At 65.5% G+C, this 26375-nt stretch carries 29 protein-coding genes; 21 read left to right on the top strand and 8 right to left on the bottom strand.

The window, feature by feature from the left end; genetic code table 11:
• Positions 1 to 65: 65 nt before the first annotated feature.
• The 8 genes from Q0L25_RS11590 to Q0L25_RS11555 all read right to left on the bottom strand — a co-directional run bounded on the left by Q0L25_RS11590 (position 66) and on the right by Q0L25_RS11555 (position 6487).
• A complete protein-coding gene (locus Q0L25_RS11590; RefSeq protein WP_296614381.1) occupies positions 66 to 833 on the bottom strand; it encodes a sigma-70 family RNA polymerase sigma factor in 768 nt (255 codons plus the stop codon).
• Complete coding sequence (gene flhA / locus Q0L25_RS11585) at positions 830 to 2821, bottom strand: flagellar biosynthesis protein FlhA (RefSeq protein WP_296615689.1); 1992 nt, start codon at positions 2819 to 2821, stop codon at positions 830 to 832. Before flhA ends, Q0L25_RS11590 begins: the two co-directional genes overlap by 4 nt.
• An 87-nt stretch (positions 2822 to 2908) precedes the next feature.
• Entirely contained in the window at positions 2909 to 3883 is a 975-nt protein-coding gene (locus Q0L25_RS11580; protein ID WP_367184120.1) for a lytic transglycosylase domain-containing protein, read from the bottom strand.
• A gap of 221 nt (positions 3884 to 4104) precedes the next feature.
• Positions 4105 to 4422, bottom strand: a complete 318-nt coding sequence (locus tag Q0L25_RS11575) for a flagellar protein FlgN (RefSeq protein ID WP_296614379.1) — start codon at positions 4420 to 4422, stop codon at positions 4105 to 4107.
• Positions 4409 to 4705 carry a flagellar biosynthesis anti-sigma factor FlgM gene (gene flgM / locus Q0L25_RS11570; protein WP_296614377.1) on the bottom strand — a complete coding sequence of 99 codons (297 nt, stop codon included), beginning with the start codon at positions 4703 to 4705 and terminating at the stop codon, positions 4409 to 4411. Before flgM ends, Q0L25_RS11575 begins: the two co-directional genes overlap by 14 nt.
• A 62-nt stretch (positions 4706 to 4767) precedes the next feature.
• Complete coding sequence (locus Q0L25_RS11565) at positions 4768 to 5292, bottom strand: flagella basal body P-ring formation protein FlgA (RefSeq protein WP_296614375.1); 525 nt, start codon at positions 5290 to 5292, stop codon at positions 4768 to 4770.
• Positions 5289 to 5819 (bottom strand): OmpA family protein, encoded by a 531-nt coding sequence (locus Q0L25_RS11560; protein ID WP_296614373.1) that lies wholly within the window; start codon positions 5817 to 5819, stop codon positions 5289 to 5291. The genes Q0L25_RS11565 and Q0L25_RS11560 overlap by 4 nt, the downstream gene beginning before the upstream one ends.
• Positions 5816 to 6487 carry a MotA/TolQ/ExbB proton channel family protein gene (locus Q0L25_RS11555; protein ID WP_296614372.1) on the bottom strand — a complete coding sequence of 224 codons (672 nt, stop codon included), beginning with the start codon at positions 6485 to 6487 and terminating at the stop codon, positions 5816 to 5818. Before Q0L25_RS11555 ends, Q0L25_RS11560 begins: the two co-directional genes overlap by 4 nt.
• Positions 6488 to 6805: 318 nt before the next feature.
• On the opposite strand from Q0L25_RS11555, the gene flgB reads away from it, so the two are divergent.
• From flgB to Q0L25_RS11450, 21 genes are all read left to right on the top strand, one after another.
• Entirely contained in the window at positions 6806 to 7159 is a 354-nt protein-coding gene (flgB, locus tag Q0L25_RS11550; RefSeq protein WP_296614370.1) for a flagellar basal body rod protein FlgB, read from the top strand.
• A gap of 2 nt (positions 7160 to 7161) precedes the next feature.
• On the top strand, positions 7162 to 7572 hold the full coding sequence (flgC, locus tag Q0L25_RS11545) for a flagellar basal body rod protein FlgC (RefSeq protein ID WP_296614368.1): 411 nt from the start codon (positions 7162 to 7164) through the stop codon (positions 7570 to 7572).
• A 3-nt stretch (positions 7573 to 7575) separates the two neighbouring features.
• Positions 7576 to 8262, top strand: coding sequence for a flagellar hook assembly protein FlgD (locus Q0L25_RS11540; RefSeq protein WP_296614366.1), 687 nt, complete (start codon positions 7576 to 7578; stop codon positions 8260 to 8262).
• 29 nt (positions 8263 to 8291) lie between these two features.
• Positions 8292 to 9548, top strand: coding sequence for a flagellar hook protein FlgE (locus tag Q0L25_RS11535; protein WP_296614364.1), 1257 nt, complete (start codon positions 8292 to 8294; stop codon positions 9546 to 9548).
• 27 nt (positions 9549 to 9575) lie between these two features.
• Complete coding sequence (flgF, locus tag Q0L25_RS11530; protein WP_296614362.1) at positions 9576 to 10319, top strand: flagellar basal-body rod protein FlgF; 744 nt, start codon at positions 9576 to 9578, stop codon at positions 10317 to 10319.
• 13 nt (positions 10320 to 10332) lie between these two features.
• On the top strand, positions 10333 to 11121 hold the full coding sequence (gene flgG, locus Q0L25_RS11525; protein WP_066590179.1) for a flagellar basal-body rod protein FlgG: 789 nt from the start codon (positions 10333 to 10335) through the stop codon (positions 11119 to 11121).
• Positions 11121 to 11807: a flagellar basal body L-ring protein FlgH gene (locus tag Q0L25_RS11520; protein ID WP_296614360.1), complete on the top strand. Its 687-nt coding sequence runs from the start codon at positions 11121 to 11123 to the stop codon at positions 11805 to 11807. Before flgG ends, Q0L25_RS11520 begins: the two co-directional genes overlap by 1 nt.
• Positions 11808 to 12042: 235 nt before the next feature.
• Positions 12043 to 13143: a flagellar basal body P-ring protein FlgI gene (locus Q0L25_RS11515; RefSeq protein ID WP_296614357.1), complete on the top strand. Its 1101-nt coding sequence runs from the start codon at positions 12043 to 12045 to the stop codon at positions 13141 to 13143.
• Positions 13140 to 13511 (top strand): rod-binding protein, encoded by a 372-nt coding sequence (locus Q0L25_RS11510; protein ID WP_296614354.1) that lies wholly within the window; start codon positions 13140 to 13142, stop codon positions 13509 to 13511. Before Q0L25_RS11515 ends, Q0L25_RS11510 begins: the two co-directional genes overlap by 4 nt.
• Positions 13508 to 14845 carry a flagellar hook-associated protein FlgK gene (gene flgK / locus Q0L25_RS11505; RefSeq protein WP_296614353.1) on the top strand — a complete coding sequence of 446 codons (1338 nt, stop codon included), beginning with the start codon at positions 13508 to 13510 and terminating at the stop codon, positions 14843 to 14845. Before Q0L25_RS11510 ends, flgK begins: the two co-directional genes overlap by 4 nt.
• A 5-nt stretch (positions 14846 to 14850) precedes the next feature.
• Positions 14851 to 15744 (top strand): flagellin, encoded by an 894-nt coding sequence (locus Q0L25_RS11500; protein WP_296614350.1) that lies wholly within the window; start codon positions 14851 to 14853, stop codon positions 15742 to 15744.
• A gap of 164 nt (positions 15745 to 15908) precedes the next feature.
• Positions 15909 to 16772, top strand: coding sequence for a flagellar motor stator protein MotA (gene motA / locus Q0L25_RS11495; RefSeq protein ID WP_296614348.1), 864 nt, complete (start codon positions 15909 to 15911; stop codon positions 16770 to 16772).
• Positions 16773 to 16885: 113 nt separating this feature from the next.
• Positions 16886 to 17830: a flagellar motor protein MotB gene (locus Q0L25_RS11490; protein ID WP_296614346.1), complete on the top strand. Its 945-nt coding sequence runs from the start codon at positions 16886 to 16888 to the stop codon at positions 17828 to 17830.
• 252 nt (positions 17831 to 18082) lie between these two features.
• A complete protein-coding gene (locus tag Q0L25_RS11485) occupies positions 18083 to 18601 on the top strand; it encodes a hypothetical protein (RefSeq protein ID WP_296614344.1) in 519 nt (172 codons plus the stop codon).
• 132 nt (positions 18602 to 18733) lie between these two features.
• A complete protein-coding gene (locus Q0L25_RS11480) occupies positions 18734 to 19876 on the top strand; it encodes a serine hydrolase (RefSeq protein WP_296614342.1) in 1143 nt (380 codons plus the stop codon).
• A 32-nt stretch (positions 19877 to 19908) separates the two neighbouring features.
• Positions 19909 to 21477, top strand: a complete 1569-nt coding sequence (locus Q0L25_RS11475) for an amidohydrolase family protein (protein ID WP_296614341.1) — start codon at positions 19909 to 19911, stop codon at positions 21475 to 21477.
• 110 nt (positions 21478 to 21587) lie between these two features.
• A complete protein-coding gene (locus Q0L25_RS11470; protein ID WP_296614339.1) occupies positions 21588 to 22829 on the top strand; it encodes a dicarboxylate/amino acid:cation symporter in 1242 nt (413 codons plus the stop codon).
• Complete coding sequence (locus Q0L25_RS11465; RefSeq protein ID WP_296614337.1) at positions 22822 to 23250, top strand: hypothetical protein; 429 nt, start codon at positions 22822 to 22824, stop codon at positions 23248 to 23250. The genes Q0L25_RS11470 and Q0L25_RS11465 overlap by 8 nt, the downstream gene beginning before the upstream one ends.
• A gap of 17 nt (positions 23251 to 23267) precedes the next feature.
• Positions 23268 to 24707 carry a D-alanyl-D-alanine carboxypeptidase/D-alanyl-D-alanine-endopeptidase gene (dacB, locus tag Q0L25_RS11460; protein ID WP_296614335.1) on the top strand — a complete coding sequence of 480 codons (1440 nt, stop codon included), beginning with the start codon at positions 23268 to 23270 and terminating at the stop codon, positions 24705 to 24707.
• A gap of 448 nt (positions 24708 to 25155) precedes the next feature.
• A complete protein-coding gene (locus tag Q0L25_RS11455; RefSeq protein ID WP_296614333.1) occupies positions 25156 to 25590 on the top strand; it encodes a YciI family protein in 435 nt (144 codons plus the stop codon).
• A 98-nt stretch (positions 25591 to 25688) separates the two neighbouring features.
• Complete coding sequence (locus Q0L25_RS11450; RefSeq protein WP_296614331.1) at positions 25689 to 26336, top strand: glutathione S-transferase family protein; 648 nt, start codon at positions 25689 to 25691, stop codon at positions 26334 to 26336.
• The last annotated feature ends 39 nt before the right edge of the window (positions 26337 to 26375 follow it).

Raw genomic sequence — 26375 nt, 5'->3', positions numbered from 1 at the left:
ACGTTGGTTTGCAAGGGGATTTTAGTTCAATTCAGTTGGTTAGCGGCGGTCGAACCATCTTTGATTCAAACCGCCTTCGCCAGCGCCTTCTTCAACTTTGCATGTGCCGAGGCCTTGATCTGGCACACGCGCGCCGCGCCGACACCCAGCACATGCCCGATTTCCTCGAGGTTGAGTTCCTCGACATAATAGAGCTGTACCACCTGCGCCTCGCGCTCCGGGAGCGCGGCGATCGCGGTCACCAGCGTCTCGCGCAGATCGGCCTCGGCGAGTTGCTCGAACGCGTTGGGCTCGTCGGACATGAACCAGGGGCCGTCATCGCTATAGACCTCATCCAGCGAGTCGAACCGAACCGCCTCCGCGCTGGCATAATCGGCACGCAGTTTCTCGACCGATATCCCGAGCTTTTCGGCGACATCGGCTTCGGCCGGCGGCTTGCGGTCGACGGTCAGCGCGGCGACCGTTTCCTGATATTGCTTGCGCCGGCGCATCGCGCCGCGAGTCAGGGTCGCCTGGCGCCGGAGCTGGTCGATCATCGCGCCGCGCAAGCGCGTGGCGAGATATTGTTCGAACGTCACCTGGCCGCGATCCTCGAAGCCGTGGATCGCCTCGACCAGCGCGACCAGCCCGATCTGGACCAGATCCTCGACCTCGCACACGCCCGAAATGCTGCCATGGACGTGCCAGGCGATGCGGCGGACGAGCGGCGAATGCTTGCGCACTAGGGCATCGATATCGGCGCCAGCGCGACCATAGGTCAGGGGTCCCTCGATAGTTCCCGGGGCGACCGGTTGCGCGTTGGCGAACGCGTTCCTCATCGGTTCCGCGCTCATGCCGCGAGCGCCTGGGGAGCGCCGATCACGGCGACGACTTCGACCGATTTCTCTTCAGGCACTTCGAAGAAACTCATCACTGGAGTGTCGGGGAGGCAGGTCTTGACCAGCTTGCGGATCGCGAGGCGGATCGAGGGCTGGACGACGAGCGCGAACGGCTTGGCTTCGGCGACGAGCGGTGCCGCGGCCTGTTGCAGGGCGTCGACGATGCGGCGGCCGAGATCGGGTTCGATCGTGTGGCGCCGCGACGGGTCCGAGCGGACCGCCTGGCCGAGCAGCCCTTCGAGCTGCCCCTCCAGCGTCATCACGCGCAACGGCTCGTGCACGCCGCACAGTTTCTGGATGATGAGGCCGCCGAGATCGGGGCGGATCGCCTCGATGATCTCCTCGGCATCGACCGTCTTCTGCGCGGCGACCGCGATGGCCGAAGCGATGCGGCGGAATTCCTTGAGGCTGATGCCTTCGGCCAACAGGCCCTTCAGCACCTGGGTCAAGGTGGTCAGCGGCAGCGGCGCCGGGGTCAGCGCGGCGACCAGCTGCGGATTGCGTTCCTTCAGCCCATCGAGCAGCGCCTGGACCTCGTCGGCGCCGAGCATGTCGGCGGCGTTCTGGCCGAGTTGATGGTTGAGGTGCGTCGCGACCACGGTGCCGGCATCGACCACCAGATAGCCCTGGCCGGTCGCGGCATCGGCATCGCCCGGCTGGATCCAGGTGGCGTCGAGCCCGAAGGTCGGATCCTTGGCCTTCTTGCCGCGCAATTCGCCGACGCCCTGGCCGGTATCGAGCGCGAGCATCTCATCGGCCGAGGCCTGATCCTCGGCGATGACGACGCCGCCGACGATGATGCGATAGGTATAGGGTGCGAGGTTGATGTCGTCGCGGACGCGCACTTGCGGCACGACGAAGCCGAGATCCTTCGACAACTGGCGGCGGACGCCGGTGATACGGCCCATCAGCGGCGCGCCCCGCCGCTCGTCGACCAGCGGCACCAGCCCGTAACCGATATCGAGATGGATCTGCATGCCGTCGCTGACTTCGTCCCAGCCGATCTTCGACAGATCGGGGGCGGGCGCGGCGGGGGCGGGCGGCGGCGGGCGATGGGCGATCTGGCGCAGCTTCCACGCGGCGAACCCGGCGATACCGGCGGCCGACAGCAGCACCTGATGCGGCATACCCGGCAGCACGCCGAGCAGGCCCAGGATGCCGGCGACCGGCGTCCAGGTGCGGGCCGAGCCGAACTGGCTGCCGATCTGGCCGGCCAGATCCTGGCTCGAGGTGACGCGGGTGACGATCGCGGCGGCGGCGATCGACAGCATCAGGCTGGGCAGCTGCGCGACCAACGCGTCGCCGATCGCCAGCAGGATATAGTTATGCGCGGCGTCGCCGACCGACATGCCGTGGCTGACCGGGCCCAGGATCAGGCCGCCGATGATATTGGCGAACAGGATCAGCAGGCCGGCGACCGCGTCGCCCTTCACGAACTTGGACGAACCGTCCATCGATCCGTAGAAATCGGCCTCGGTCGAGACCTCGATGCGGCGTGCCTTGGCTTCGTCGGGCGTGATCAGGCCGGCATTGAGGTCGGCGTCGATCGCCATCTGCTTGCCCGGCAAGGCGTCGAGGGTGAAGCGCGCCGACACTTCGGACACGCGGCCCGCGCCCTTGGTCACCACGATCAAATTGATGATCACCAGGATCGAGAAGACGAAGATACCGACGACGTAATCGCCGCCGATCAGGAACGAACCGAAGGCCTCGATGACATGGCCCGCCGCGCTCTCGCCTTCATGGCCATGGACCAGCACGACGCGGGTCGAGGCGACGTTGAGGCCGAGGCGGAACAGAGTGGCGAACAGCAGAACGGTCGGGAAAGCCGAGAAATCGAGCGGCTTCTGCGCGTTCAACGCGACCATCAGCACCGCGAGGCTGATGGCGATGTTGGTGACGAAGAAGATGTCGAGCATAGCGGCCGGGATCGGCACGACCATGAGCACGACGAGCAGCAGGATCGCGCCCGGAAGGGCGGCGTTGCGAGCGTTGCCGCCGAGCAGGTTCTTCAGGACAAGCGGCACGCGTTACGCTCCCAGGCTCGCAAGCATCAGATAGGCCAGCCGCGCATTGTCGGGCGTCGGCCGGAGAAGATTGACCGCGCTAGCATCGGCCGCGGGCATGGCGGCGCCGGCCTGGGCGCCGTTGACCCGCGCGAGCGCGGCTTTCGCCCAGTCTGCGGCGGTGCGGCTGGTGTCGCCGCTGCCGGTGATCACCTCGGCATTCGGGCCGAGCCCCGTCTGCGCGGCGAGCGAGGCGAAGTTCGCCTTGGCGGTTTCGAATGCGCTGGTGCCATAGGCCTTGGCGAAGGCGGTCGCGCCCGAACCGTCGAGCGCGTCGGACGCCAGACTGGTTGCGCCGACCTTGGCCGCGCCCTTGTCGAGCTTGGCGGCGAAGCGCTGATAGATGTCGCCCAGGCTGCGGGCGTTGCCGCCGGCATCATAGAAGATCGAGCGGTTGGCGCGCGCCGCAGCGGGGAACATCGCCGCGCCCGATGCGCCGGGGTTGCTCTGCATCGTCTGGAGAAACGACTTGGCGCCGCTCAGCCCGAGGAAATGCGCCATGTAGAGATCGGTGCCGGTGGCGCCGCGACCCAACGAGCTTTCGAGCGATGCCTGATTGTCCGAGGCGAAATTGGCGGCCATCGTGGCGGACACTTCGGGATTGTTGCGCAGGTTGAGGATCGCGCTCTTCATCTGCGGATCGCTCACCACCCAGCGATTGCCCGAGCGGGTGATCGCGTTCGACGCCCAGCCCAGGCCGTTCTGCGCACCGTGCTGCTTGACGATGCCGAGCCACGACTGGTCGATGAATTGATAGAGGCCGGTCGCCGAAGAGGTGCCGGCGCGCGCGCCCGGGTTCAGCCCGCTTTCGAGCTGGGCCTGACCAAGCAGATAGTCGAAATCCATGCCGGTCGAGCGGCTCGCATTCGCGATCGCCGTCCTGACGCGGTCGACATTTCCAGTAAGTGCTACGACGCCGCCCATAGGCTTCTGGCTCAATGCTCCCTGTTGCGGGGAACACTCAGCAAGGCGCGTGCCAGTTTTGGTTAATGGGGTGTTTTGCCGAGGAAAACTCCCCTCCCGCTTGCGGGAGGGCGTGTCAAATCACCCCTTTGCCTGGAAACATGCCCTCCCCTAACCCCTCCCGCAGGCGGGAGGGGAATAGAAGAGCTTGAATTTGTGTAGAGATTTAAGCGGCAGGCGATCCTGCGAGCACTAGCTTACGCGTAGGCCGCGAGATGCCCGTTGGCGCGGTATCCACCGGCAGCGTCACCGGCAAGAATTTGCAGGCGGCGACGAACATTTGCCGCCATCAGGTTGCAATAGATCCGCGCGGTCTCGTTCAGCCGGTGCGCTTCCTCCGCGAGTTCGCGCACGCCGGGCTCGAGCATGCCGCCGTCGATCGCGGCTAGGTCGTTGAGCGCGGCCAGCTTCGCGCTGGTCGCCTTGTCGAGAGCATCGACATCGTTCGTCTTCATCGCCGTGATCTCGGCGTGAAGCAGGTCGATTACCTTGATCAGGCCATCACGCCGCGTCATCGATCCATTCCCCCCTTAGCGACAACAGCCGATCCGCGACCTTCTGCGGGTCGAGCTGGAAGCTGCCATCGGCGATCGCCTTGCGAAACCGGTCGACGCGGCTCGCATCCACCGGCGGCTTGGCGGCGAGTTCCTGTGCCAACTGACCAACCGGGTGCGACGCCTGCATCTGCTGCTCGGGCGTGGCGATGGCCGACGCGATTCTCGCGGCGGCCGCCGCTCCGAGCACCGGAGCGATACGGGCATTGGGCGTTGAGCCCTTCGGTCCGATCGAGTCCACCATTGTCCACCCTGAAGCGTGTCTGGATCATCGAACGTCCGCCTGCCCAAATTCTTTAGAAAAAATTATTCCGCGCCCGGAATCATGGCTTTGCCCGGCTCAACCGCGATCGCCTGGATCGGCGGCTTGCCATCCTGGACGCGGACCAGCACGCGGGCGCCGGCGGCAGCGTCGGTCGTCGCGATACCGTCGCGAGTAACCGAAAAGCCGCCATCGCCCGCCACCACCGTCACCGGGTCGCCGCGCTTGATGACGATCGGCGCCTTGGCCGCAACGACCGCCGCTGCCGGCGTCGCGGCGGGTGCCGGGCTCGCCGGCATCATTACGGGCACGAAGATGCGCCATTGCGGATCGGTGCAGGTCACGACGACCGAATCATGGCTGTCGGTGCGCCAATTGAGCGAAACCATCGGACAGGCCGCGAGCTTCAGCCGCGTGTCGACAGCGGTTCGCGCGCCGCCGGACTCGCCGATCGCATGACCGGTAAATCCGGCAACCGCCTTGTCGATCAGCGTGGTGCTCTGGAAATTCTGTGCCGCGACGGGGCTCGCCGCGAACATCAGCGCTATGAAGCATAGGGTTCGAGTCATGGTCTCTTCCTGTCGGGATCGCCGGTGAAGCTCATCGTCACCAGCGCGATGCGACGGCCGGTTCCGGGCGTCGCGATCATGATACGGTCGGCGGCAACGCCATGCGCGATCAGCCAGCTGGCGGTCGCGCGGGCACGGTCGCTGGCCAGGATCTGGGCGCTGCCGGTGGTCGGGTCGCTATCCGCCCGCGTCCCCTCGGCACTCCCGGCGATGCGCAGGGTCACACGTGGATCGCGCAGGCTTTCCATCGCGAAGTCGAGCAGGCCGTCGGTAATGACGATCCTGGCCGAACCCGGCGCGAAACCGGCTGCGGCGGAGGCGAGAGGAATCGGATCGGCGGGCGTGGAGATCGTGGTCGCCGCCGCGGGTTTGCCCCCGAACCCCTCGCGCAATCCCTTGGCCAGAGCCTGGCGATCGGTCGCCTGGACCAGCACGAAGAAGCCGACCAGCAGCAAGGCGAGGTCGGCCAGCGTCCATAGCCAGAGCGGCCGCGCGGGCGGCGGATCGAGCAGGTCCGTCTCGCTCATACCGCCGCCGGCATGAAGCTGGTCGGCGCCTTGACGCGTCCCTTTTCGGCGAGTGCGGCGAGCGGCGCGACGAGGCGGGTGCGCTCTTCGGCTTCGGCGCGGGCGCGGCGGCGCAAGCGCACCGCGACCGGCATCGCGATCAGATTGGCGACCAGCGCCCCATAGAGCGTCGCAAGCAGCGCGACGGCCATCCCGCCGCCGATCGCGGCCGGGTCGGTCATCGCCCAGAACATCTTCACCAGGCCGACCAAAGTACCGACCATGCCCATCGCCGGGGCGACTTCGGCGGCGCCCGCCCACATATCGGCGGCGGCGGCGTGGCGCAGGATGCGGGCGCGGCGGCGCTCGTCGAGCTGGCGCGTAATCTCGTCGGGCGTCGCGCCATCGACGATGTCCGCGACCGCCGCGGCAACGTCGCGGTCGGCGATGACCGAGCGGTCGAGCGCGTGCATGCCGTGCCGGCGCGCGATACGGCTGAGCGCGGAGATCTGGTCGACCAAGGGCGTCGCGTCGAACGGTTTGCGCGTCAGCGCGCGAAGCGCGGCAATGCCGCGCCCGACATCACCGAGCGAGGTCCGCAACAAGGTCGCGAACACGGTGCCGCCGGCGACAATGCCGATCGCGGCGGGGTCGAGGAAAGCGCCGAGCGTGATGGGATCCGTCGTCATATATACGCGATGCACTGCAAACATGGTGCCAGTTCGTCGGCGGGGCCAACATACCCTCACCCTTCCCACCGCCCATGGCGGCGGGCCCTTCCCTCTCGCACGCGGGAGAGGGAGGGAGGCGCGAAGCGCCGGAAGGGTGAGGGTCTGTCGCCTGCCGATTCACACTCCGGCAAACCGGCAAATTCCGTTGCCGCAACCGGCAAAGCTTTGCCGTTTTGACAGCCTTCTCTCGGCAAAACCGGTCAAATCGCCCTCCGGACGGAAATTGGCACGCCCCTTGCTGACCTCTCGCGCAGGATTTCACGCGAGGTGACGGCAATGGCCGACAACACTCTGTTCGGGATACATGGGGCGGCGCTCGAAGTGCGCGGTCAGCGCATGGGCGTGCTCGCCTCGAACATCGCGAACGCCTCGACCCCCGGGTTCAAGGCGCGCGACATCGACTTTCAGCAGGCTCTGTCGGCGGCGACCGGCCCCGACGGGCTGACCGATGGCGGCCTCGCGGGCGCGATGAAATATCGCGTACCGACGCAGCCCAGCCTCGACGGCAATACGGTCGACCTGTCGACCGAGCAGACCGCGTTCGCCGAGAATGCCGTCCAATATCAGTCGACCCTTTCCTTCCTGAACGGGCGGATCGGCCAGATCACCCGCGCGCTGAGGGGCGAATAGTCATGGGCAGTGGACCGATGACGATCTTTCAGGTCTCGGGCCGCGCGATGAGCGCGCAGCTCGTGCGCCTGAATACGACGGCCTCCAACCTGGCCAATGCCGGGTCGGTCGCGAGCTCTGCCGACGCCGCCTATCGCACGATCAAGCCGGTTTTCCGCACCAGCTTCGACAAGGCGAGCGGCATGTCGACAGTCGATGTCGAAAGCGTCGTCACTGCCGGCGAGAACCCGACGAAGCGCTACGACCCCGCCAACCCGATGGCCGACAAGGACGGCAATGTCTGGGAATCGGCGGTCGATGAGACCCGCGAACTGGTCGACATGATGGAGACCAGCCGCAGCTACCAGAACAATGTCGAAGTCATGCAGACCGCCAAGTCGCTGATCCTCGATACCCTCAAGCTTGGGAAATAAGAGATGACCTCGACCTTCGATACCACGCTGGCGAATATCGGCATCGGACGCACCGGCGCATCGACGCCGACGGTGGCGCCGGCCGGATCGGGCCAGACGCTCGGCCAGGCCGACTTCCTGAAGCTGATGACTGCGCAGATGCAGAATCAGGATCCGTTCAACCCGGTCGACAATACCCAGATGGTCGCCCAGATGGCGCAATTCTCGTCGCTCTCGGGCATTTCCGAGATGAACTCGACGCTGAAGTCGATTGCCGAGAAGCTGACCGGCACCTCGGCCAACGACGCGCTTGCCTATGTCGGCAAGACCGTGCTGACCGAAGGCTACACAGCGTTCGGGCGCACCACCGGCGGCATTGCCGGCGCGGTCGATGTCGATAGCGCGGCAAGCGACGTCAAGGTCACGATCCAGGACCAGTCCGGCAACGTCCTCAAGACGCTCGACCTTGGCGCCCAGACCAAGGGCACGGTCAATTTCGACTGGGACGGCAAGACCGAAGCCGGCACGGACGCTGGCGCGGGCCCGTTCAAGGTCGTCAGCACCGCCAATGCCAATGGCGCCACGGTTGCCACCCACACCCTGGTCTGGGCGCCGGTCACCTCGGTCTCGATGCCCAGCTCGGGCAGCCCCGTCCTCAACGTCGCCGGGATCGGCAACGTCGACCTCTCCTCCGTTCGCCAGATCGGCTGATCCAACCAATCTCCCAAGGAGCCTGAACCATGTCCTTCTACACCTCGCTTTCCGGCCTCACCGCCGCCCAGACCCAGATGTCGACGATCTCGCACAATCTCGCCAACGTCGACACCAACGGCTTCAAGAAGAGCGTTACCGAGTTCGCCGACGTCATCGCGTCGAGCGTGAATCTGTCGCCGACGATGATGGTCGGCGCCGGCACGATGGTGAAGGGCAACGTCCAGCAGTTCAGCCAGGGCAATTTCATCCAATCGTCCTCGGCGCTCGATCTCGCCATTTCGGGCGACGGCTTCTTCGCGATCAAGCCGCAACTTAACGGTTCGAACGTCAATTATACCCGCAACGGCGGCTTCAAGGTCGACCCCGACCATTATGTCACCGACGCGCAGGGAAATTATCTCCAGGTCTATCCGGTCGACGGATCGGGTGCGGTCGTCGCGAGCGGCCTCGACCAGGCCATCAGCCTCCAGCTGCCGGCGACCAGCGGTACGCCCAGCCCGACCCAGAATGTCGGCATGACGGTCAATATGCCGTCGAGCGCCGCGGTGCCGACCACCGCGACCTTCGATCGCTTCGATCCGTCGAGCTACAACCAGTCGGCCCAGACCACGGTCTACGACTCGGCGGGCAATCCGCAGACCATGACCACCTATTTCAAGCGCGAAACGACCGGCACGCCGTCGACCTGGTCCGCCTATAGCTTCATCGGCGACAAGGCGCTGACCTCGGGCGGTTCGGACCATATCACCATGTCGTTCGACGCGACCGGCGCGATGACCGCGCCGACCGGCGCCACCACGTTCGATCCGGTCACCCCCGCGGGCGCCACCGCCGCGCAGACGATCAACTTCACCCTCGGCGCGGCGAGCGCGCAGACTCCGACGGCGTTCAATGTCACGTCGCGCAGCGCCGATGGCGCCGCGATCGGCCAGCTCCAGGGTGTGACGGTCGACGGCGACGGCATGGTCAAGGCCAGCTTCTCGAACGGCGACGTCAAGTCGCTGGGCAAGGTCGTGCTGGCCAACTTCACCAACCCGGCCGGGCTTCGGCAGCTGGGCGATTCGACCTGGGCGGCGACCGGTGTGTCTGGCGCACCCGTGGTCGGCTCGCCGGGCACCGATGGCTTCGGCAACCTGATGTCGTCGACCATCGAGCGGTCGAACGTCGATATCACCGAGGAACTGGTCAGCCTGATCGCGGCGCAGCGCAATTTCCAGGCAAACGCCAAGGCGCTCGATACCGCCAGCCAGATTTCGCAGACGATCTTCAACATCCGTAGCTGATGATCGAAGGACATTGGGGGCTGAACCATGGATAAGCTGATCTACACAGCGGCGTCGGGGCTGAAGAGCCACATGGCGGCGCAGGCGGCGATCGCCAATAATATGGCGAACGCGTCGACGATCGGCTTCCGGGCCGAGAAGATCAATTTCAACAGCCTGATGCTCAAGGGCGCCGGCTTCGACAGCCGCCAGCCGGCCTCCGAGGAAGTGACCGATTTCGACCGCAGCGCCGGCGCCATCGCCACCACCGGGCGCAACCTCGATATTGCCATTCCGGGTGAGCAGTGGATGGCGGTTCAGGCGAATGATGGTAGTGAGGCCTATACGCGTCGCGGAGATCTAAACATCTCTGCAACGGGCGTTTTGGAAACCGGCGACGGTTTCCCGGTGATGGGGTCGGGGGGCCCCATCACCGTGCCGCCCGCAACGTCGGTATCGATCGCGCAGGACGGAACGATCTCGATCGTTCCAGTCGGCGGCGACGCCAAGAACCCGCAAGTGATCGACCGCATCAAATTCGCCAGCGCGCAAGGGTCGCAGACCAGCAAGGGTCTCGACAATCTGATCCACGTGCAGGGCGGCGGCATTCTGCCGACCGACGAGAATGCCAAGTGTATTTCGGGCGCGCTGGAACAATCGAACGTCAACATGACGCAGTCGCTGGTCGACATGATCGAGAATCAGCGCAGCTACGAAGTGCAGGCCAATCTGATGAAGTCGGCCAAGGACATGGACGAAAGCGCCGCATCCGTGATGCGGATGCCGAGCTAAGGAGTAGAATGAGATGAGCAGCGCAGCGATGCACATCGCCCGCACCGGCCTGGACGCCCAGGACATGCGGATGCGGGTGATCTCGAACAACCTGGCCAACGTCAACACGACGGGGTTCAAGAAGGACCGCGCGTCGTTCGCGACCTTGTCCTACCAGACGGTCACCGCCGCCGGCGCGCAATCGTCGAACGACAGCAAATACGCGACCGGGCTCAACCTCGGCACCGGCGTACGTATCCAGGGCACCGCCCGAATGGATACGCAAGGGTCGATGCAGACAACCGGCAACAGCCTCGACATGGCGCTGGACGGCGACGGCTATTTCCAGGTTCAGCTGCCCGGCGGCCAGCTCGGCTATACCCGCGCCGGCAATTTCTCGCGCTCGCCCGAAGGCCTGTTGGTGACCAACGAAGGCTATCAGGTGATGCCCGGCATCACCGTGCCCCAGGGCGCGACCCAGATCACCGTCGGCACCGACGGCACCGTCTCCGCGACGATCGCCGGGCAGACGGAGCCGGCCCAGCTCGGCCAGCTTCAGGTCGCGACCTTCGCCAATCCGGGCGGACTGCAGTCCAAGGGCGACAATTACATGCTCGAAACGGCCGCGTCGGGTGCCGCCAATCTCGGCGTGCCGGGCGAGGACGGCCGCGGCATGGTCCGCCAGGGCATGCTCGAAGCGTCGAACGTCAACGTCGTCGAGGAGCTGGTCGACATGATCGAATGCCAGCGCGCGTATGAGGTCAATTCCAAGATGATCTCGGCGACCGACGACATGCTCAAATATGTGAACCAGAACATCTGATGCGCACGCTCGCCAATATCGTCGTCGGCCTCGGCGCCGCCTCCCTCATCGTCGCTTATGCCGCGCCGGCCCAGGCGGGCATTTTCGGCAAGAAGAAGCCGGCCGAGGATTATTCCGCCGCTCCGCCGGTGCCACCGCCGCCGGCGCCCGCCAATGGATCGATCTTCCAGGCGCAGAATGGCTATGCCGCGCTCTATGAAGGTTCGGTGGCGAGAAAGGTCGGCGATCCGCTGACCATCGTCCTGGTCGAGAACACCCAGGCATCAAAGTCGTCGTCGTCCAAGCTCGATTCGGGCGGCGGGTTCAGCCTGACCCCGCCGAGCACCGGCGCGCTGTCGCTGTTCAAACCGAGTGACGCGTCGGTCAGCGGCGCGCGCAATTTCAACGGCAAGGGCACCGCCGACCAGTCGAATTCGCTCTCGGGCGAAGTCTCGGTCACTGTCGTCGCCGTCTATCCCAACAACACCATGCTGGTGCAGGGGCAGAAGCGGGTCACGCTCAACCGCGGCGACGAATTCGTCCAGATCAAGGGCATTGTCCGCATCGCCGACATCAGCGCCGACAATCGCGTGCTGTCGACCCGCGTCGCCGACGCCCGCATCGCCTATACCGGCAAGGGTGACGTCGCGCGCGCCGGCCGCCAGGGCTGGCTCGGCCGCTTCTTCTCGGTGATAAGCCCATTCTGAGGGCTGCTCAAAAGCCCCTCCCCTTCAGGGGAGGGGATGGGGGTGTGGCAGTGCCGCAAGCTAATCGCCAGTGGATGAGCCCCACCCCAACCCCTCCCCTAAAGGGGAGGGGCTATAGCACCGCTGCTCCACAGTGCCGCCGAAGCAAAACTCAACGCTCCTTCGGCTTGGTTAGCAGAGCTTTAACCATCTCCATGCCACATGCCGACCTGATCGAATGATTGGATAGTCTCCCATGCTGCGTGCCCTGCTCGTCCTTCTGGCCCTGATGACCGGTTTCGCCGCGACGCCGGCTGCCGCCGATCGCGTCAAGGACCTGGGCGGATTCCAGGGTATCCGCAGCAACCAGCTGACCGGTTACGGCATCGTCGTCGGCCTGGCCGGTACCGGCGACGACAATCTCGAATATACCATGCAGTCGATGAAGGCGGTTGCGTCGCGCTTCGGCCTGCAGCTCCCCGCCGGGGTCAATCCGGGTCTGAAGAACGCCGCGGTGGTCATGATCACCGCCGACCTGCCGGCCTTCGCCAAGCCGGGCCAGCGGATCGACATCACCGTCGCATCGATGGGCAAGGCCAAGTCGCTCCGCGGGGGCGCATTGATCTTGACCCCGCTGCTGGGCGCCGACGGCCAAATCTATGCGATGGCGCAGGGCAATCTTGCTGTCGGCGGCCTGGGCATCGAGGGCAAGGACGGATCGTCCGTCGTGGTCAATGTGCCGTCGACCGGCCGCATTCCCGAAGGCGCCACGGTCGAACGCGCGGTCGACACCGGGTTCGAGAGCGCGCCGACTTTGGTCTTCAATCTCGCCCGGTCCGATTTCACCACCGCTCAGAACGTCGCCACCGCGATCAATGCGCGTTTCGGCGGCGGTGTCGCCGAAGCGGTCGACGGCGTGTCGATCAAGGTCAACGCCCCCGCCGGCGCCGATGTTCGCGCGACGATGATGAGCGAGATCGAGAACCTCACCGTCACCTCGGCCGACCCGCCGGCGCGTGTGATCGTCAATGCACGGACCGGGACCGTCGTGATCAATTCGACCGTCCGCGTCGGCGCGGCCGCGATCACTCATGGCAAATTGACCGTTCGCATCGACGAGAAACAGACGGTGGTTCAGCCCGCGCCCTTCAGCCAGGGTCAGACCGCGAACGAACAGAAATCCGGCGTCAATGTCGAGGAAGAGAAGCGTCCGATGTTCCTGATGAACCCGGGACCCAAGCTCGCCGACATCGTCAAGGCGGTCAACGCGATCGGCGCCACGCCGTCGGACCTCGTCGCGATCCTGGAAGCGCTCAAGGAAGCGGGCGCGCTCAAAGCGGACCTGATCATCCTGTGACCGACATCGCGACCCCGACGCAGTCCGCGGCCCAGCCGGTCGCAGGCGTCTCGACCGACACCAGCCGGCTGACCTCGCGCGCCAATCTCAAGAAGGCGGGGCAGCAGTTCGAAGCGGTGTTCATCAACATGATGCTGAAGTCGATGCGCCAGGCGAAGCTCGACGATGGCGGCCTGCTCGACACCAAGAATTCGGACACTTTCCGCGACATGCAGGACAAGCAGGTCGCGGAGAGCATGGCCGCGCACCAGCCGATCGGCATCGGCAAGGCGATGACCGAGTTCCTGGCAAAATCGCAAAAGGCGTTACAGGACGCCGCGGCAACGCCCACGGCGTCATCCACGCCTGATCAGGGCGACGCCTCATGAGCGACATGCTGTCGATCGGGGCGAGCGGGCTCAAGGCCTATCAGGTCGCGCTCAACACCGTTTCCGAGAATATCGCCAATTCGGGCACGGTCGGCTATTCGCGTCGCAGCACATCGACGGCGGAGGTTGCCGCGGCCAGCCCCAATTCGGCCATCAACGGCTTGGGATCGGTCGTTACCGGAATCGTCCGCGCGGGCGATTTCTATGCCACTGCTCAGGTCCGCACGTCGGGGTCCGACCTCGCCAAGACCGAGACCAGCGTGACTTGGCTGGACCGCATCGAAACGGCGCTCGACGGCAACCAGCTCAGCACCCGGCTGTCCGATTTCTTCACCGCCGCGACCACGCTGGCCGCCGATCCCACGTCACTCGGCGCACGCGCCTCGATGCTCGAAGCGGCGTCGGGAGCGGCCAACGCGTTTTCGAGCACGGGAGCCGCGCTCGATCAGGTTCAAGTCGATCTCAGCGGCACCGCGCAATCGTCGGTGTCCTCGCTGAATTCGGCAGCGGCGACGCTTGCCCGCATCAACGACGGCATCAGCCGCTCGACCCCGGGCACATCGGGCGCGGCGGCCCTGCTCGACCAGCGCGACCAAGTGCTTGAGCAAATGAGCGCGCTGACCGACATCGACGTCCAGTTCGACTCGCTCGGCCGAGCCACCGTTCGCGGCGGCGGGACAGCGGGGCCAATACTGGTCGATGCCGGTCAGGCCGCGACCGTGGTCTACGCCTCCAACGCGGCGGGCGCGGTCACCTTCAATGTCCTTAACGGCGCCTCGATGCAGACTCTCGCCCCTACCGGGGGCGCGCTGGCCGGCGTTGCCGATTCGATGCAGCGCGTGGTCGACGCCAAGGCGCAACTTCAAGCAGTCGCGAAAGATTTCGCCGACGGCGTCAATACGGTCCAGACCAGCGGCCGTGATCTCGATGGCAATCCCGGCCAGGCGATGTTCGCGCTCGGCACCGGCGGCACCGCGCAAATGACGATGGCGCTCGGCGACCCGCACGACATCGCCGCAGCCGCGGTCGGCGGGGGCACCCGCGACAACACCAATCTGATGGCGCTGGCGCAATTGCGGAACTCGGCGGGGTATGAGAACCGCATCGTCGACATAACGACGGCCAACGCTGCGACGCTCGCACAGCGCAAGGCCGTGGCGGGCGCGCAGTCGACCATCCACGACAATGCCGTCGCCGCGCGCGACAGCGCCAGCGGGGTCAACCTCGACAACGAAGCGGTCGACCTGATGCGGTTCCAGCAGGCCTATGCAGCAACCGGCCGCGTCATCCAGGCCGCGCGCGAAACGATCCAGACGATCCTCGATATCAGGTAAGCGCGATGCAGATCTCGACCAACCAGTTCTACACGTTCAACCAGAACAGCATGCGCTCACTGGGCGCCACGGCGGACGATCTCCAGACGCAGATCTCGACCACGCACCGGATCAACGCGCCATCCGACGACGCCGTGGCCTGGCGGCGCCTGCAGAGCCTGGCGCAGGCCGGCGCCGACGACACCGCTTATGGCGGCAACCTGACTCTGGTCGGCACGACGCTCAGCCAAGCCGACGGCACACTGAGTTCGATCACCGACGCGCTTCAGCAAGCCAAGGAGCTCGCGGTCAAGGCGAACAGCGGTACATTGTCGGCAAGCGATCGCGTGGCGATCGCCGACCAGCTCGACGCGATCGTCACCAATCTGGTCAGCTACGCCAACGTCAAGGATTCGCGGGGCGCCGCGGTGTTCGCCAATGGCGACGCCGATGCCGTGACCAAGAATGCCGATGGGACGTTCAGTTTCGCGACCACGGGACCGACCTCGATCCCGGTTGGCGCCAACGAATCGATCCAGCCCGGCGATTCGGCTGCGCGCGTGTTTGTCGACGCAAGCGGCGGCAACATCCTCTCGACCATTTCCTCACTCTCTGCAGCGCTCAGGGGCTCGGGCAACGTCTCGGGGATCGCCGGCAGCGCGGGGGACGCGCTTCAGGCGGCCAACGACCAGGCGGCGAGCGTGCAGGCCGCGCTCGGCGCCCGCGCCGCGCGCGTCGACCTCGAAACCTCGCGGCTCAAGGATGTCGCGACCGACCGCGAGGCGACCCGATCGGCGCTGGAAGACACCGACGTCACGGCGACGATCACCAATTTGCAGAAGACCATGACGGTGCTGCAGGCGACCCAGGCGAGCTTCACCAAGCTGGCCAGCATGTCGCTGTTCAACTTCCTCAAATAGGTCTTCGCAGCGGCGGCGCGAAGGCCTGCCATGCGCCCGCGGAACGCACAAAATGTCGAAAACGAAATATCCTTAACCGGTTGGCTACGAAAAGCCGGTTAACCATCGATCCAACCGGTCGTTATCCGGTTAGGCCGTGATTGCAGGGGGTAAGTAGAGCTAAGATGTTTCCGGCAATCGGCCTCGTTGTTCTGCTGGCCATGGTCTTCGGCGGCTTTGCCTTTACCGGCGGGGCACTGGGACCGGTGCTGGAGGCGATCCCCCACGAAATGCTCATCATCGGCGGCGCCGGGGCCGGCGCGCTGATCATCGGCAACTCGCCCAAGGAGCTCAAGGCGCTCGGCGGCGGCATCATGAAAGTGATGAAGGGGCCGAAATACAAGAAACAGGATTATCTCGACGTCATCTTCCTCGTCTCGAAGCTGATGAAGATGCTGCGCATGGACGGGCCGATCGCGCTCGAGCCGCATGTCGAGGACCCCAAATCGTCGGCGATCTTCGCCGAATATCCACGCCTGTTGGCCGATCACACGCTGGTCAACCTGATCGCGGACACGCTCCGCCTCGTCGTCGTCTCGTCGGGCACGCTCGACGTGCACGCGGTCGAGGAAGTGATGGATAACGCGATCAAGACGCACCACCACGAAGTCGAGGGACCGCAGGGAACGCTGCAAAGCCTGGCCGACGCCCTGCCCGCTCTGGGTATCGTCGCCGCGGTGCTGGGGGTGGTGAAGACGATGGGATCGATCGACAAGCCGCCGACGATCCTGGGCGCAATGATCGGATCGGCGCTGGTCGGCACCTTCATGGGCGTGTTGCTGGCCTATGGCATGGTCGGTCCGCTGGCGACGCGCCTCAAGCAGATCATCGACGCCGACGCCGCGATCTATCACGTCGTCAAGCAGATCATCATCGCTTCGCTGCACGGTCACCCGCAGCCCTTGGTGATCGAGGCCGCGCGCTCCGGCATCGCCCATTCCAACCAGCCTGCCTTCGCCGAAGTCTTCGATGGCCTGCGTGGACGTTGAGTTATGGTTGACGGTGCCAGTCCGCTCCCCCACCCGGCCGCTGACGATCGTACCCTGATTGGGCGGTCGGAGGGGGGAGCGGGCTGGCACCGCCGCGCCGGAGGCGCCAAATAATGGCCGCCGCGCGCGCACCGCATGGCAGCAATCAGCCGCCCAAGATCATCGTCAAGAAGATCTATATCGAGGCCCATGGCGCGCATCATGGCGGCGCATGGAAGGTCGCCTATGCCGACTTCGTAACCGCGATGATGGCCTTCTTCCTGCTGCTGTGGATTCTCGGCGCGACGACCGAGAAGCAGCGCAAGGGCATCGCCGACTATTTCTCCCCGACGCTCGTCAACATGAAGGAGAATAGCGCGGGGTCGAACGGCATGTTCGGCGGGTCGTCGATTACCGACAAGGACAATTACCCCAACCGCGCGTCGCAAACCGGAACTAAATCGCTGACCATTCCGGTGGGCGCGACCGGCGGCGCGAAAATCGGCTCCGGCGAGAAAGGCTCGCTCAAGGCGCGGCTGACCGCCGAGGATAATCAGAATTTCCAGCAGATGAAGCACAAGCTCGAGCAGGCGATGAAGTCGCCTGCACTCGCCAAGCTCGCCAGCCACGTGAAATTCATCCAGACGCGCGATGGCCTGCGCATCGATCTGGTCGACGATGCCGATTATTCGATGTTCGCTTTGGGCACGACCCAGCTGGTTCCGGCGGCGAGCGACCTGATCGGGATGATCGCCGGATCGGTCAAGGGCATGGAAAACCCGATCATGATCCGCGGCCACACCGACAATCTCGCTTATGGAAATCCGCTGGCGATGAACAACTGGATGCTGTCGACCGGCCGCGCCGAGGCGACCCGCCGCCGGCTGGCATCGGGCGGCCTGATCGAGGATCGCTTCTACCGTATCGAGGGCGTCGCCGACCGCGAGCCGATGATCGAGAAGAACCCCGCCGACCCGCGCAACCGCCGCGTATCGATCACGTTGCTCTATCGCGCGGGATCGTTCGAAGAGGGCGGCACCACCAGCATCCCAGTCTCGCCAGGCACGCTGAGCAAATAAGCCCGACAATGCGGGCGTTCGGCCGCATCAAGCGGGCAGGCGCCGGATGCGCCCGTGAGTCCCATGCGCGGCCGATTGCCCGGTCACGGCTGCGAGGATTTGCAACCGAGGACGTCCAAGCGGCGACAGATGACGGGATACCTGTTGAATTTACTTATCGCGCCTCCTCTCCGCGGCGTTCTATTCGAGGCGCGCCGGAATATGCTTGGATGATATCCGGCCGAACCTAAGCTGATGGTGGGCGCGGAGAGAATGAAGGATCGGCGCAGCGCATTGAACCGCACGGCACTTATCCTCGGGCTTGTCGTCCTGCTGCAATTGTTCGCTGCGATCTTCTTCCTGAGTGACGCCGCCGGCGATGTCGCCGAAGACGGCCTGGGGCCTCACCTCGCCGCCGAAGCGAGCGCCGTCCTGGCGTTATTTGCGGGTATCCTGTTCGGCGCCTGGCATATCAGGACCCTGGTCCTGCGTGCACGAGCCGATGAAACGCAGGTCGCCGCGGCACGCGGCGTATTGGGCGAGTTGATGCGCCTGCGCTTCGCGGAATGGCGGCTGACACCCGCGGAAGCCGATGTTGCGCTGTTTGCCCTGAAGGGCTGCGACATTGCGGATATCGCGACATTTCGCGGCTCGGCGGAAGGCACCGTCAGGGCGCAATTGGCGAAAGTCTATGGCAAGGCCGGCGTCCACAATCAAAGCAGCCTGGTCGCATTGTTCATCGACGAACTGATCGATCCGGGATTGCATGCGCTCGCCGCCAGAAAAGGATGAAGGCTGCAAGCCGAAAGCATAGCCGACGGCAGTCGGTCATCGCCAGGCGGGTTTCGAGCGATTACGCGGGTGACTGCAATGCGGCGGACGCGATCATTGCAGCCGAGGTGAAGTAAACGTAGCCTTCGCCGCATGCTGTCCTTCCTGATGTTCGCCGCGGCCAGCGCGGCACAGCCCGTCGCTTCGGTCCGCGTCACTTTCGACCGCAAGGGGGAGACGTCGGCTCGCGCTGAGGGCTTCGCCGATCCTGCGGTCAATCGCGGAGTGACACCCGACGACCCGGTGCGGATCGCCTCGATCTCCAAGCTGGTGACGACGATCGGGGTGATGCGCCTGGTCGAGCAGGGCAAGCTCGATCTGGATTCGGATGTGTCGAAATGGCTCGGCTACACCTTCCGCAATCCGGCGTTCCCCGGCGCGCCGATCACCTTGCGGCAGTTGCTCTCGCACCGTTCCAGCTTGACCGACACGATCGACTATGTCCTCCCTCTGGACGGCGACATGCGTGCGACTCTGGCCAACCCCAAGGCCTGGGACGCCGAGCACGCGCCCGGCACGTTCTTCCGCTATACCAATTTCAACTTCCCCGTCGTCGCCGCCGTGATGGAGCGCGCAACCGGCGAAAGGTTCGACCGGCTGATGGACCGGTTGGTGATCAAGCCGCTCCGGCTCGAAGCCTGCTACCAATGGGACACGTGCGCCGACGCGACGATCGCGCATGGCGTGGTGCTGTTCCGTGGCGGACAGGTGACGCGGGACGACAATCACGGCAAGCGTCCGGCCTGTCCGGTCACGCCGGCAACGGACGGCAGTTGCGACCTGTCGCGCTGGAAGGCCGGCGCCAATGGCGCCATGTTCGCGCCGCAATCGGGCCTGCACATCTCCGCGCGCGGCCTGGAAAAGATCGGGCGGATGCTGCTCGGCAACGGCAAGGTCGATGGCGTGCGCCTGCTCTCGCCGGCCTCGGTCAAGCTGATGGAGACGCCCGCCTGGACCTATGACGGCCGCAATGGTGACGTCGGCGACGGCTGGGTGTGCAGCTATGGCCTCGGCATGTTCGTGATCCCGACGCCGCAGGCGGGGTGCCATGACGACCTGTTCGGTGACGGCAAGCGCCGCATCGGCCATCTCGGCGATGCCTATGGCCTCAAGTCCGGACTGTGGATCGATTCCGTCAGCGGCACCGGGGTCGCCTATTTCGCGACCGATGTCCCGGCCGACAAGGGTATGCACTCGAGCTATACCACCACCGAGGAATCGCTAGCCCATCCTTGACGGCGCTCGCCGCGACCGAAAGGATCGCGTACATGAAGCTGCGCCTCGCTCTCGCCGCCACCCTGCTCGCCGGTTGTTCGATCGGCGCCGCCCCCTCCCCCGCCACGGACGCCGACCTGATCCTGAGGGGCGGCACGATCTATACCGGCGACGACGCGCCGTTCACCGGTGATGTCGCGATCAAGAACGACAGGATCGTCGCAGTCGGCCCCAGCCTGAAGATCGCCGCCGCGCGGACGATCGACGCGACCGGCATGATCGTCGCCCCTGGTTTCATCGATCCGCACACCCATGCCGGCCCGTGGCTCGCCTCGGCCGACGCCAAAACGCGGCTGATCCCCGCCTTCCTGCTCCAGGGCGTGACTACCGGGTTCATCGGCAATGACGGCGGCGGCAGCACCGATGTCGCCGGCACGCTGGCGACGCCGAAGAGCAAGCCGGTCGGGGTCAATTTCGTCACCTATGTCGGCTTCGGCACGATCAGGGAGCAGGTGATCGGCGCCGCCAAGCGCGCGCCGACCCCGGCCGAGCTCGACAAGGAAAAGGCACTGGTCGCCAAGGGCATGTGCGAAGGCGCGATCGGCCTTTCGACCGGCCTGTTCTATGCGCCACAGAGCTTCTCCAAGACCGACGAAGTAATCGCGCTGTCCAAGGAAGCGGCCAAGCATGGCGGCTATTATGACAGCCATATCCGCGACGAATCGAGCTACACGGTCGGCCTCGCCGCGGCGATCGACGAAGCCATCGATATCGGCAAGGCGACCAGGATGCCGATCCATATCAGCCACATCAAGGCGCTCGGCGTCGACGTCCAGGGCATGGCGCCGGCGATCATCGCCAAGATCGACGCAGCGCGCGCGGCGGGCGTCAATATCACGGCCAGCCAATATCCCTGGTCGGCGTCGGGCACGAGCCTGGTCGCCTCGCTGATCCCGCTCTGGGCGCAAGACGGCGGCACCACGGCGCTGATCAAGCGGTTCGACGACGCCAGCCTCAAGCAGAAACTGCGCGACGGTATCGCCGAGAATATGCGCAAGCGCGGCGGCCCGCACTCGCTGCTGATCACCGAGGGGCAGTGGCGCGGCAAGCGGCTCGACGAGATCGCGGCGGCGATGAAGACCGATCCGATCTCGGCGGCGATCGCGGTAATCCGGGTACGCGACCCGGGAGTCGTTTCGTTCAACCAGAGCGAGTCCGACATTGCCGCATTCATGAAACAGCCCTGGGTGATGACCGACAGCGATGCGTCGAGCGGCCATCCCCGCGTCTGGGGCACATTCGCGCGCAAATATTCGAAATACGTCGTCGCGGATAAGGTGATCTCGTTGCGCGACTTTATCGAGCGCAGCTCGTCGGTCACCGCCAAGTGGTTCGGGCTGACCGGGCGTGGCGAATTGAAGCCGGGTGCCTTTGCCGATGTGGTCGTGTTCGACCCCAAGACCTATGCCGCGCAAGCGACTTACGAACAGCCGACTTTGCCCGCGACCGGCGTGAAGACCGTGGTCGTCAACGGCAAAGTTGCGGTGGATAACGGCAAGCTCACCGGCGTTGCAGCCGGGCGGGCTCTGCCGCACACGCCGACGGGCGGAACTTGTTCGTGATGCCACCCTCACCCTTCCGCGCCTTCGGCGCTCCCTCCCTCTCCCAATGGGAGAGGGAAGGGGCCCGCCCGGCGCAGCCGGGTGGGAAGGGTGAGGGCGAGTAAAAGCGAATGCGCTTCTGGTTCGCCATCCCGCTCTGGCAGCGTGTCGTCGGCGCGCTCGTCCTTGGCGTGGTCTTCGCGCTCGTCTGGCCGGCGGGCGCACCCTATGTCCAGTTCCTCGGCGACCTGTTCGTCCGCGCGATCCGCATGCTGGTCGCCCCCATCGTGCTGGTGACGATCGCCGCCGGCATCACCAGTCTGGCGGACCCGAAGAAGCTCGGCAGCCTGGGCGCGCGGACGATCGGGCTGTTCGCCGCGACCACCGCGATCGCGGTCTCGGTCGGCATGCTGGTTGCGACGGTCATCCGGCCGGGTGCCGGCGCGCCGCTCGGCACCGCCGCGCCACATGCGCTCGGAGCGCCGGTTACGCCGTACGACCAGCTGATCGGCATTATCCCGCTCAACATCGTCGACGCGCTGGCCAAGGGCGACATGCTTGCCCTCATCTTCGTCGCGATCCTTTTCGGGGTCGGCACCGTGCTGACCGGCGAGGCGGGCAAGCCGTTCGCAAGCTTCTTGCAAGCGACTTCGGCAGTGTTGCTCAAGGTCGTGACGATCGTGATGGAGGCGACCCCGTTCGGCGTCTTCGCGCTGATCGCCAATGCGGTCGCGGCGAACGGCGCGGCGGTGTTCGTCCACGTCGGTTGGCTCGCGCTCGCGGTGGTCGCCGGATCGCTGATCCAAATGTTGGTGGTACACAGCCTGTTGCTGCGGCTTGTCGCCAAACTGCCGGTGCTGCCCTTCTTCCACGGCATCGTCGATGCGTTGGTGGTCGCCTTCTCGACCGCGTCGAGCGGCGCCACCTTGCCGGTCGCGATGCGCGTGTCGGAAGATAATCTCGGGATCAGCCGTCCGGTCTATTCGACTGTCCTGCCCTTGGGCGCCAGCATCGGCAAGGACGGCACCGCCATGTATGTCGGCTTGCTCAGCCTGTTCGCGCTCCAGGCGTTCGGTACCCCTCTGACGCCGTCGGTATATCTACTCGTCCTGCTGACTGGGTCGCTCGCAGCATTCGGCACCGCGCCGGTCCCGTCCGCCTCTCTGTTCATGCTTGCCGCGGTCCTGTCGGCAGTCGGAGTCCCACCCGAACAGACCGCGCTCGTCGTCGGCTTCGTCCTGCCGTTCGACCGCCTACTCGACATGACCCGCACCGTGCCGAGCGCCTGCGCCAATCTCGCGGTCGCGACGACCGTCGCGCGCTGGGAGGGCGAGCTCGACGAGGCGATCTACCGATCGGCCAATGATGAGTGACGCCGATCTGATCGAAGCGAGCCTGATCGCGCTGGACGGTCGAGAGGCCGCGATGCGCACCCTGTTATTCGACCGGTTCCTTGCCCGCTTCCCCGAGCGTCGCGCGATCTTCATCCATGTCGATGCCACCGCGGTACGGATGACCGACGAGACGCTGCAATGGCTGCACGGCCTTGCGCAGGACCGCAAATGGGTCTGGAGTCAGGTCGCCGAATTGGTTTTCAACCACCGCAATTACGGCGCGCTGCGGCAGGAAGAATATGATGCCTTTGTCGACCTCGCGATCGACGCGTTGCGCGACACGGTCGATACCTGGGACGCGGCGACGGAAGGCGCATGGCGGCGGCAGGCCGCCAGCCTCAAGACATTGATCGCGCGAGCGCGCGCCGAATGGGCGGCATCGCCGCTCGCTTTTTCCTGATCGGGGGACGGATTTCCATGACGAAACGGGCTCTGGTTCTTGTCGCGCTGGCAATTGCCGCACCTGCCGCCGCAGAGGACAAGGACCTGACCGCGCGAGTCGAGGCGGTGCTGGCGAATACGGCCGGCCCGGGAACGCGCTTCGGGATCGTCGTGGTCGACGATCAGGGCAAGGACGTCGTCGCGATCAACCCCGATGCGCGCTTCATTCCGGCGTCGAACACCAAGATGTTCACCACCGCGACCGCGCTCGACACGATGGGCGACCTGACCCAGCCCGACACCACCGGCGGCGCGGCGGTCCGATTGGAGGGGCGAGACGTCGTGCTGATCGGCAATGGCGATGCCCGGCTGTCGGGTGCCGAGGACTGCACGGTCGACTGCCTGACAACGCTGGCCGACGCGGTAGCGAAGAAAACACGGATCGTCGGCGATGTGATCGGCGACGACACCCTGCTGCCCGACGAGCGTTGGGGCCCGGGGATGAGCTGGAACAATATCCCGACGCGATCGGGAACCGCTACCTCGGCGCTGACGATGGACGATAACGAATTGCAGGTGACGGTCACGCCCGGTGCCGTCGGTACCGTCCCGAAGGTCGAGTTGCCGCCCTATTATACTGTCGACAACCGCCTGATGACCGTGGCCGGCGCCAAGAGCGCCGTCGAGTTCGACCGCGCGCCGAACGGCTATGAGCTTCGCCTGACCGGAACGATCGGTGCCGATGCCAAGGCCGACAAGCTGCGCGTCGGAATCGACGATCCGGCCCGCTACGCGGCGTGGCGCTTCGTCCAGCTGTTGCGGGCGCGCGGAGTCCGCGTCACCGGCAAGGTCGATGTCCGTCATCGCCCGCTGATGCCGAGCGACGATCCCTCGATCCGCGGCAATGCCCCGCCAGCGCGGCCGCCGCTGCCGCCGGTGCTCGCCAAGCTGACCCCGCCACCGCTGATGGACGACATGCATCTGACGATGAAGGTCAGCCAGAATCTTCACGCCGAATTGTTCCTGCGCCGCTCGTCGCTGGTCGCCGGCAGCGGATCAATCGCCGACGGCCAGGTCGCCGTGCGCGCGATGCTGGCCAAGGCCGGGGTGCCGCGCGCCACGTTCGACTTCTCCGACGGTTCGGGCATGTCGAGCTACAACCGCGTTGCCCCGCGCGGCGCCGTGATCATGCTGCGCTGGATCTCCGCGCAGCCTTGGGGCGCCGCCTGGCGCGAAACGTTGCCGATCGGCGGTGTCGACGGCACCTTGGCACGGCGGTTCGGCGGCACTCCGCTCGACCATAAATTGTTCGCCAAGACCGGCACGCTCAACGCGTCCGCCGCTCTGTCAGGCTATATGATCGCCAAAAGCGGGCGGACGCTGACCTTCTCCACCTATGCCAACGACATCCCGCCGGGCGTCGAGGCGACCAAGGCGGTGGACGCCGCGCTGGAGCTGATCGCCGCGGAGAATTAGGCGCCCTAGACCAGCCTATCGCGAAGGCGCTGCCTATCTCCGGCGCGTATCGATAAGCAGCAATCCTCCGCACACCGCGAGGAAGCCAAAAATGGCGGATAGGCCTAGTTCAGCGCGCGATGAGAAGGCGGAGGCTCCCGAGAGGTATACCGCTGTGACGGTCAGACAACCCAGAATTCCAGCGGCAAGCCAAATGCGGGCGACCAACCTATAAAAGCTTAGCCAGCCATGCAGTTTCTTACTCGGCGTTGTCATAGGCGAAAGATAACCGATCTCCACTCGCCCGCAATCTGGTCAACCATCGCGCTATCGAAAGCGCCGCAAGCAGCGCCCGATCGGGCCCGGCACATCGCTCGAAAAAATTTGCGCATCCGTGTCGATTCCCGACACACTCGTTCGTCGTCCCGATGAGAGGCCAATGGGGCCGGCTCGAACGAGGAGACTGACGATGCGTGTCATGGTGTTGGTGAAGGCCACCGAACAAAGCGAAGCGGGCATGGCGCCCACGCCCGAGATGCTGGAAGCGTTCGCGGCGATGGATCGCTTCACCGAGGAACTGGTCGAAGCCGGCGTGTTCATCGCCGCCGCCGGGCTGAAGCCCAGTTCCGAGTCCAAGCGGGTCGCGTTCGAGGGCGCCAGTCGCGCTGTCATCGATGGACCCTTTGCCGAGGCGCGCGAGCTGGTCGCTGGCTTTTCGATCTGGGAAGTCCGCGACATGGACGAGGCCGTGGCCTGGGCAAAGCGTATGCCCAATTGCATGCCGGGCCGCAGCGAGGTCGAGATTCGGCCATTCTACGAAGCGGCGGACCTGGCCGATTATGTGACGCCCGAGGAGCTCGCCAACCCGCGCGGCGGCGATCGCGGCAAGCTCGGCGTCGCCTGATCTCGGCCAGGTGGAGCGGCAGGCCCTCTCCATTTGTCCCAACCCGATTGGCGCGTCGGCCGTTCGGCGACGCGCCAAGCTCCGACCGGAGATCCACAATGACCATCACCATTACCGCGTTCGAACGGTCGCCGGACGGCGGCAAGGGGCTGGCGCGCGACACGCGCGTTCGCTGGGCATTGGAAGAAGCGGGTCTGCCCTACAGCGTCCGGCTCGTTTCCTTCGCCGGGATGAAGGAAGCTGCGCATCTGGCCGTCCATCCATTCGGCCAGATACCAACCTATGAGGAAGGCGATCTCGCCCTGTTCGAGACAGGCGCGATCGTCTTCCACATCGCGGATCGGCATGCGGGGCTGCTGCCCGAGGACCCCGATGCCCGGGCGCGCGCCATCACCTGGATGTTTGCAGCGCTCAACACGGTGGAGACGCCGATCCTCGACCTCCAGACCGCCAAATTCGCGGAAGGCGACAAGCCCTGGGCACAGGAGCGCTTGCCGCTGGTCGTCGACCGTATCCGCGCCCGGCTGCGCCAGCTGGCCGATCGCCTGGGCGATGCCGAGTGGCTGGACGGGGCGTTCAGCGCCGGAGATTTGTTGATGGTGTCGGTGCTGCTCCGGCTGCGGATGTCGGGGATACTCGACGAGTTTCCGACCCTGGCCTCCTATGTCGCTCGCGGCGAGGCGCGGCCCGCCTATCAACGGGCATTCGCCGCGCAATTGGCGATCAACGCGCCGGCATCCAGCTAGCACGGCTTGCGCCGCCGCTGTCCCTGACGGACAAGCGGC

It is taken from the genome of Sphingomonas sp. (assembly GCF_024508665.1).
Classification (GTDB): domain Bacteria; phylum Pseudomonadota; class Alphaproteobacteria; order Sphingomonadales; family Sphingomonadaceae; genus Sphingomonas.
Note: the sequence above shows the minus strand (reverse complement) of the source record. Positions and strands in the feature narration are given on the sequence as shown.

Excerpts from the sequence above, each read along its gene's own strand:
- Q0L25_RS11590 (WP_296614381.1), bottom strand. The coding sequence starts at position 833 with ATGAGCGCGGAACCGATGAGGAACGCGTTCGCCAACGCGCAACCGGTC.
- flhA (WP_296615689.1), bottom strand. The coding sequence starts at position 2,821 with ATGGTCGTGCCGATCCCGGCCGCTATGCTCGACATCTTCTTCGTCACC.
- Q0L25_RS11575 (WP_296614379.1), bottom strand. The coding sequence starts at position 4,422 with ATGACGCGGCGTGATGGCCTGATCAAGGTAATCGACCTGCTTCACGCC.
- flgM (WP_296614377.1), bottom strand. The coding sequence starts at position 4,705 with ATGGTGGACTCGATCGGACCGAAGGGCTCAACGCCCAATGCCCGTATC.
- Q0L25_RS11565 (WP_296614375.1), bottom strand. The coding sequence starts at position 5,292 with ATGACTCGAACCCTATGCTTCATAGCGCTGATGTTCGCGGCGAGCCCC.
- Q0L25_RS11560 (WP_296614373.1), bottom strand. The coding sequence starts at position 5,819 with ATGAGCGAGACGGACCTGCTCGATCCGCCGCCCGCGCGGCCGCTCTGG.
- Q0L25_RS11555 (WP_296614372.1), bottom strand. The coding sequence starts at position 6,487 with ATGACGACGGATCCCATCACGCTCGGCGCTTTCCTCGACCCCGCCGCG.
- flgB (WP_296614370.1), top strand. The coding sequence starts at position 6,806 with ATGGCCGACAACACTCTGTTCGGGATACATGGGGCGGCGCTCGAAGTG.
- flgC (WP_296614368.1), top strand. The coding sequence starts at position 7,162 with ATGGGCAGTGGACCGATGACGATCTTTCAGGTCTCGGGCCGCGCGATG.
- Q0L25_RS11540 (WP_296614366.1), top strand. The coding sequence starts at position 7,576 with ATGACCTCGACCTTCGATACCACGCTGGCGAATATCGGCATCGGACGC.
- Q0L25_RS11535 (WP_296614364.1), top strand. The coding sequence starts at position 8,292 with ATGTCCTTCTACACCTCGCTTTCCGGCCTCACCGCCGCCCAGACCCAG.
- flgF (WP_296614362.1), top strand. The coding sequence starts at position 9,576 with ATGGATAAGCTGATCTACACAGCGGCGTCGGGGCTGAAGAGCCACATG.
- flgG (WP_066590179.1), top strand. The coding sequence starts at position 10,333 with ATGAGCAGCGCAGCGATGCACATCGCCCGCACCGGCCTGGACGCCCAG.
- Q0L25_RS11520 (WP_296614360.1), top strand. The coding sequence starts at position 11,121 with ATGCGCACGCTCGCCAATATCGTCGTCGGCCTCGGCGCCGCCTCCCTC.
- Q0L25_RS11515 (WP_296614357.1), top strand. The coding sequence starts at position 12,043 with ATGCTGCGTGCCCTGCTCGTCCTTCTGGCCCTGATGACCGGTTTCGCC.
- flgK (WP_296614353.1), top strand. The coding sequence starts at position 13,508 with ATGAGCGACATGCTGTCGATCGGGGCGAGCGGGCTCAAGGCCTATCAG.
- Q0L25_RS11500 (WP_296614350.1), top strand. The coding sequence starts at position 14,851 with ATGCAGATCTCGACCAACCAGTTCTACACGTTCAACCAGAACAGCATG.
- motA (WP_296614348.1), top strand. The coding sequence starts at position 15,909 with ATGTTTCCGGCAATCGGCCTCGTTGTTCTGCTGGCCATGGTCTTCGGC.
- Q0L25_RS11490 (WP_296614346.1), top strand. The coding sequence starts at position 16,886 with ATGGCCGCCGCGCGCGCACCGCATGGCAGCAATCAGCCGCCCAAGATC.
- Q0L25_RS11485 (WP_296614344.1), top strand. The coding sequence starts at position 18,083 with ATGAAGGATCGGCGCAGCGCATTGAACCGCACGGCACTTATCCTCGGG.
- Q0L25_RS11480 (WP_296614342.1), top strand. The coding sequence starts at position 18,734 with ATGCTGTCCTTCCTGATGTTCGCCGCGGCCAGCGCGGCACAGCCCGTC.
- Q0L25_RS11475 (WP_296614341.1), top strand. The coding sequence starts at position 19,909 with ATGAAGCTGCGCCTCGCTCTCGCCGCCACCCTGCTCGCCGGTTGTTCG.
- Q0L25_RS11470 (WP_296614339.1), top strand. The coding sequence starts at position 21,588 with ATGCGCTTCTGGTTCGCCATCCCGCTCTGGCAGCGTGTCGTCGGCGCG.
- Q0L25_RS11465 (WP_296614337.1), top strand. The coding sequence starts at position 22,822 with ATGAGTGACGCCGATCTGATCGAAGCGAGCCTGATCGCGCTGGACGGT.
- dacB (WP_296614335.1), top strand. The coding sequence starts at position 23,268 with ATGACGAAACGGGCTCTGGTTCTTGTCGCGCTGGCAATTGCCGCACCT.
- Q0L25_RS11455 (WP_296614333.1), top strand. The coding sequence starts at position 25,156 with ATGCGTGTCATGGTGTTGGTGAAGGCCACCGAACAAAGCGAAGCGGGC.
- Q0L25_RS11450 (WP_296614331.1), top strand. The coding sequence starts at position 25,689 with ATGACCATCACCATTACCGCGTTCGAACGGTCGCCGGACGGCGGCAAG.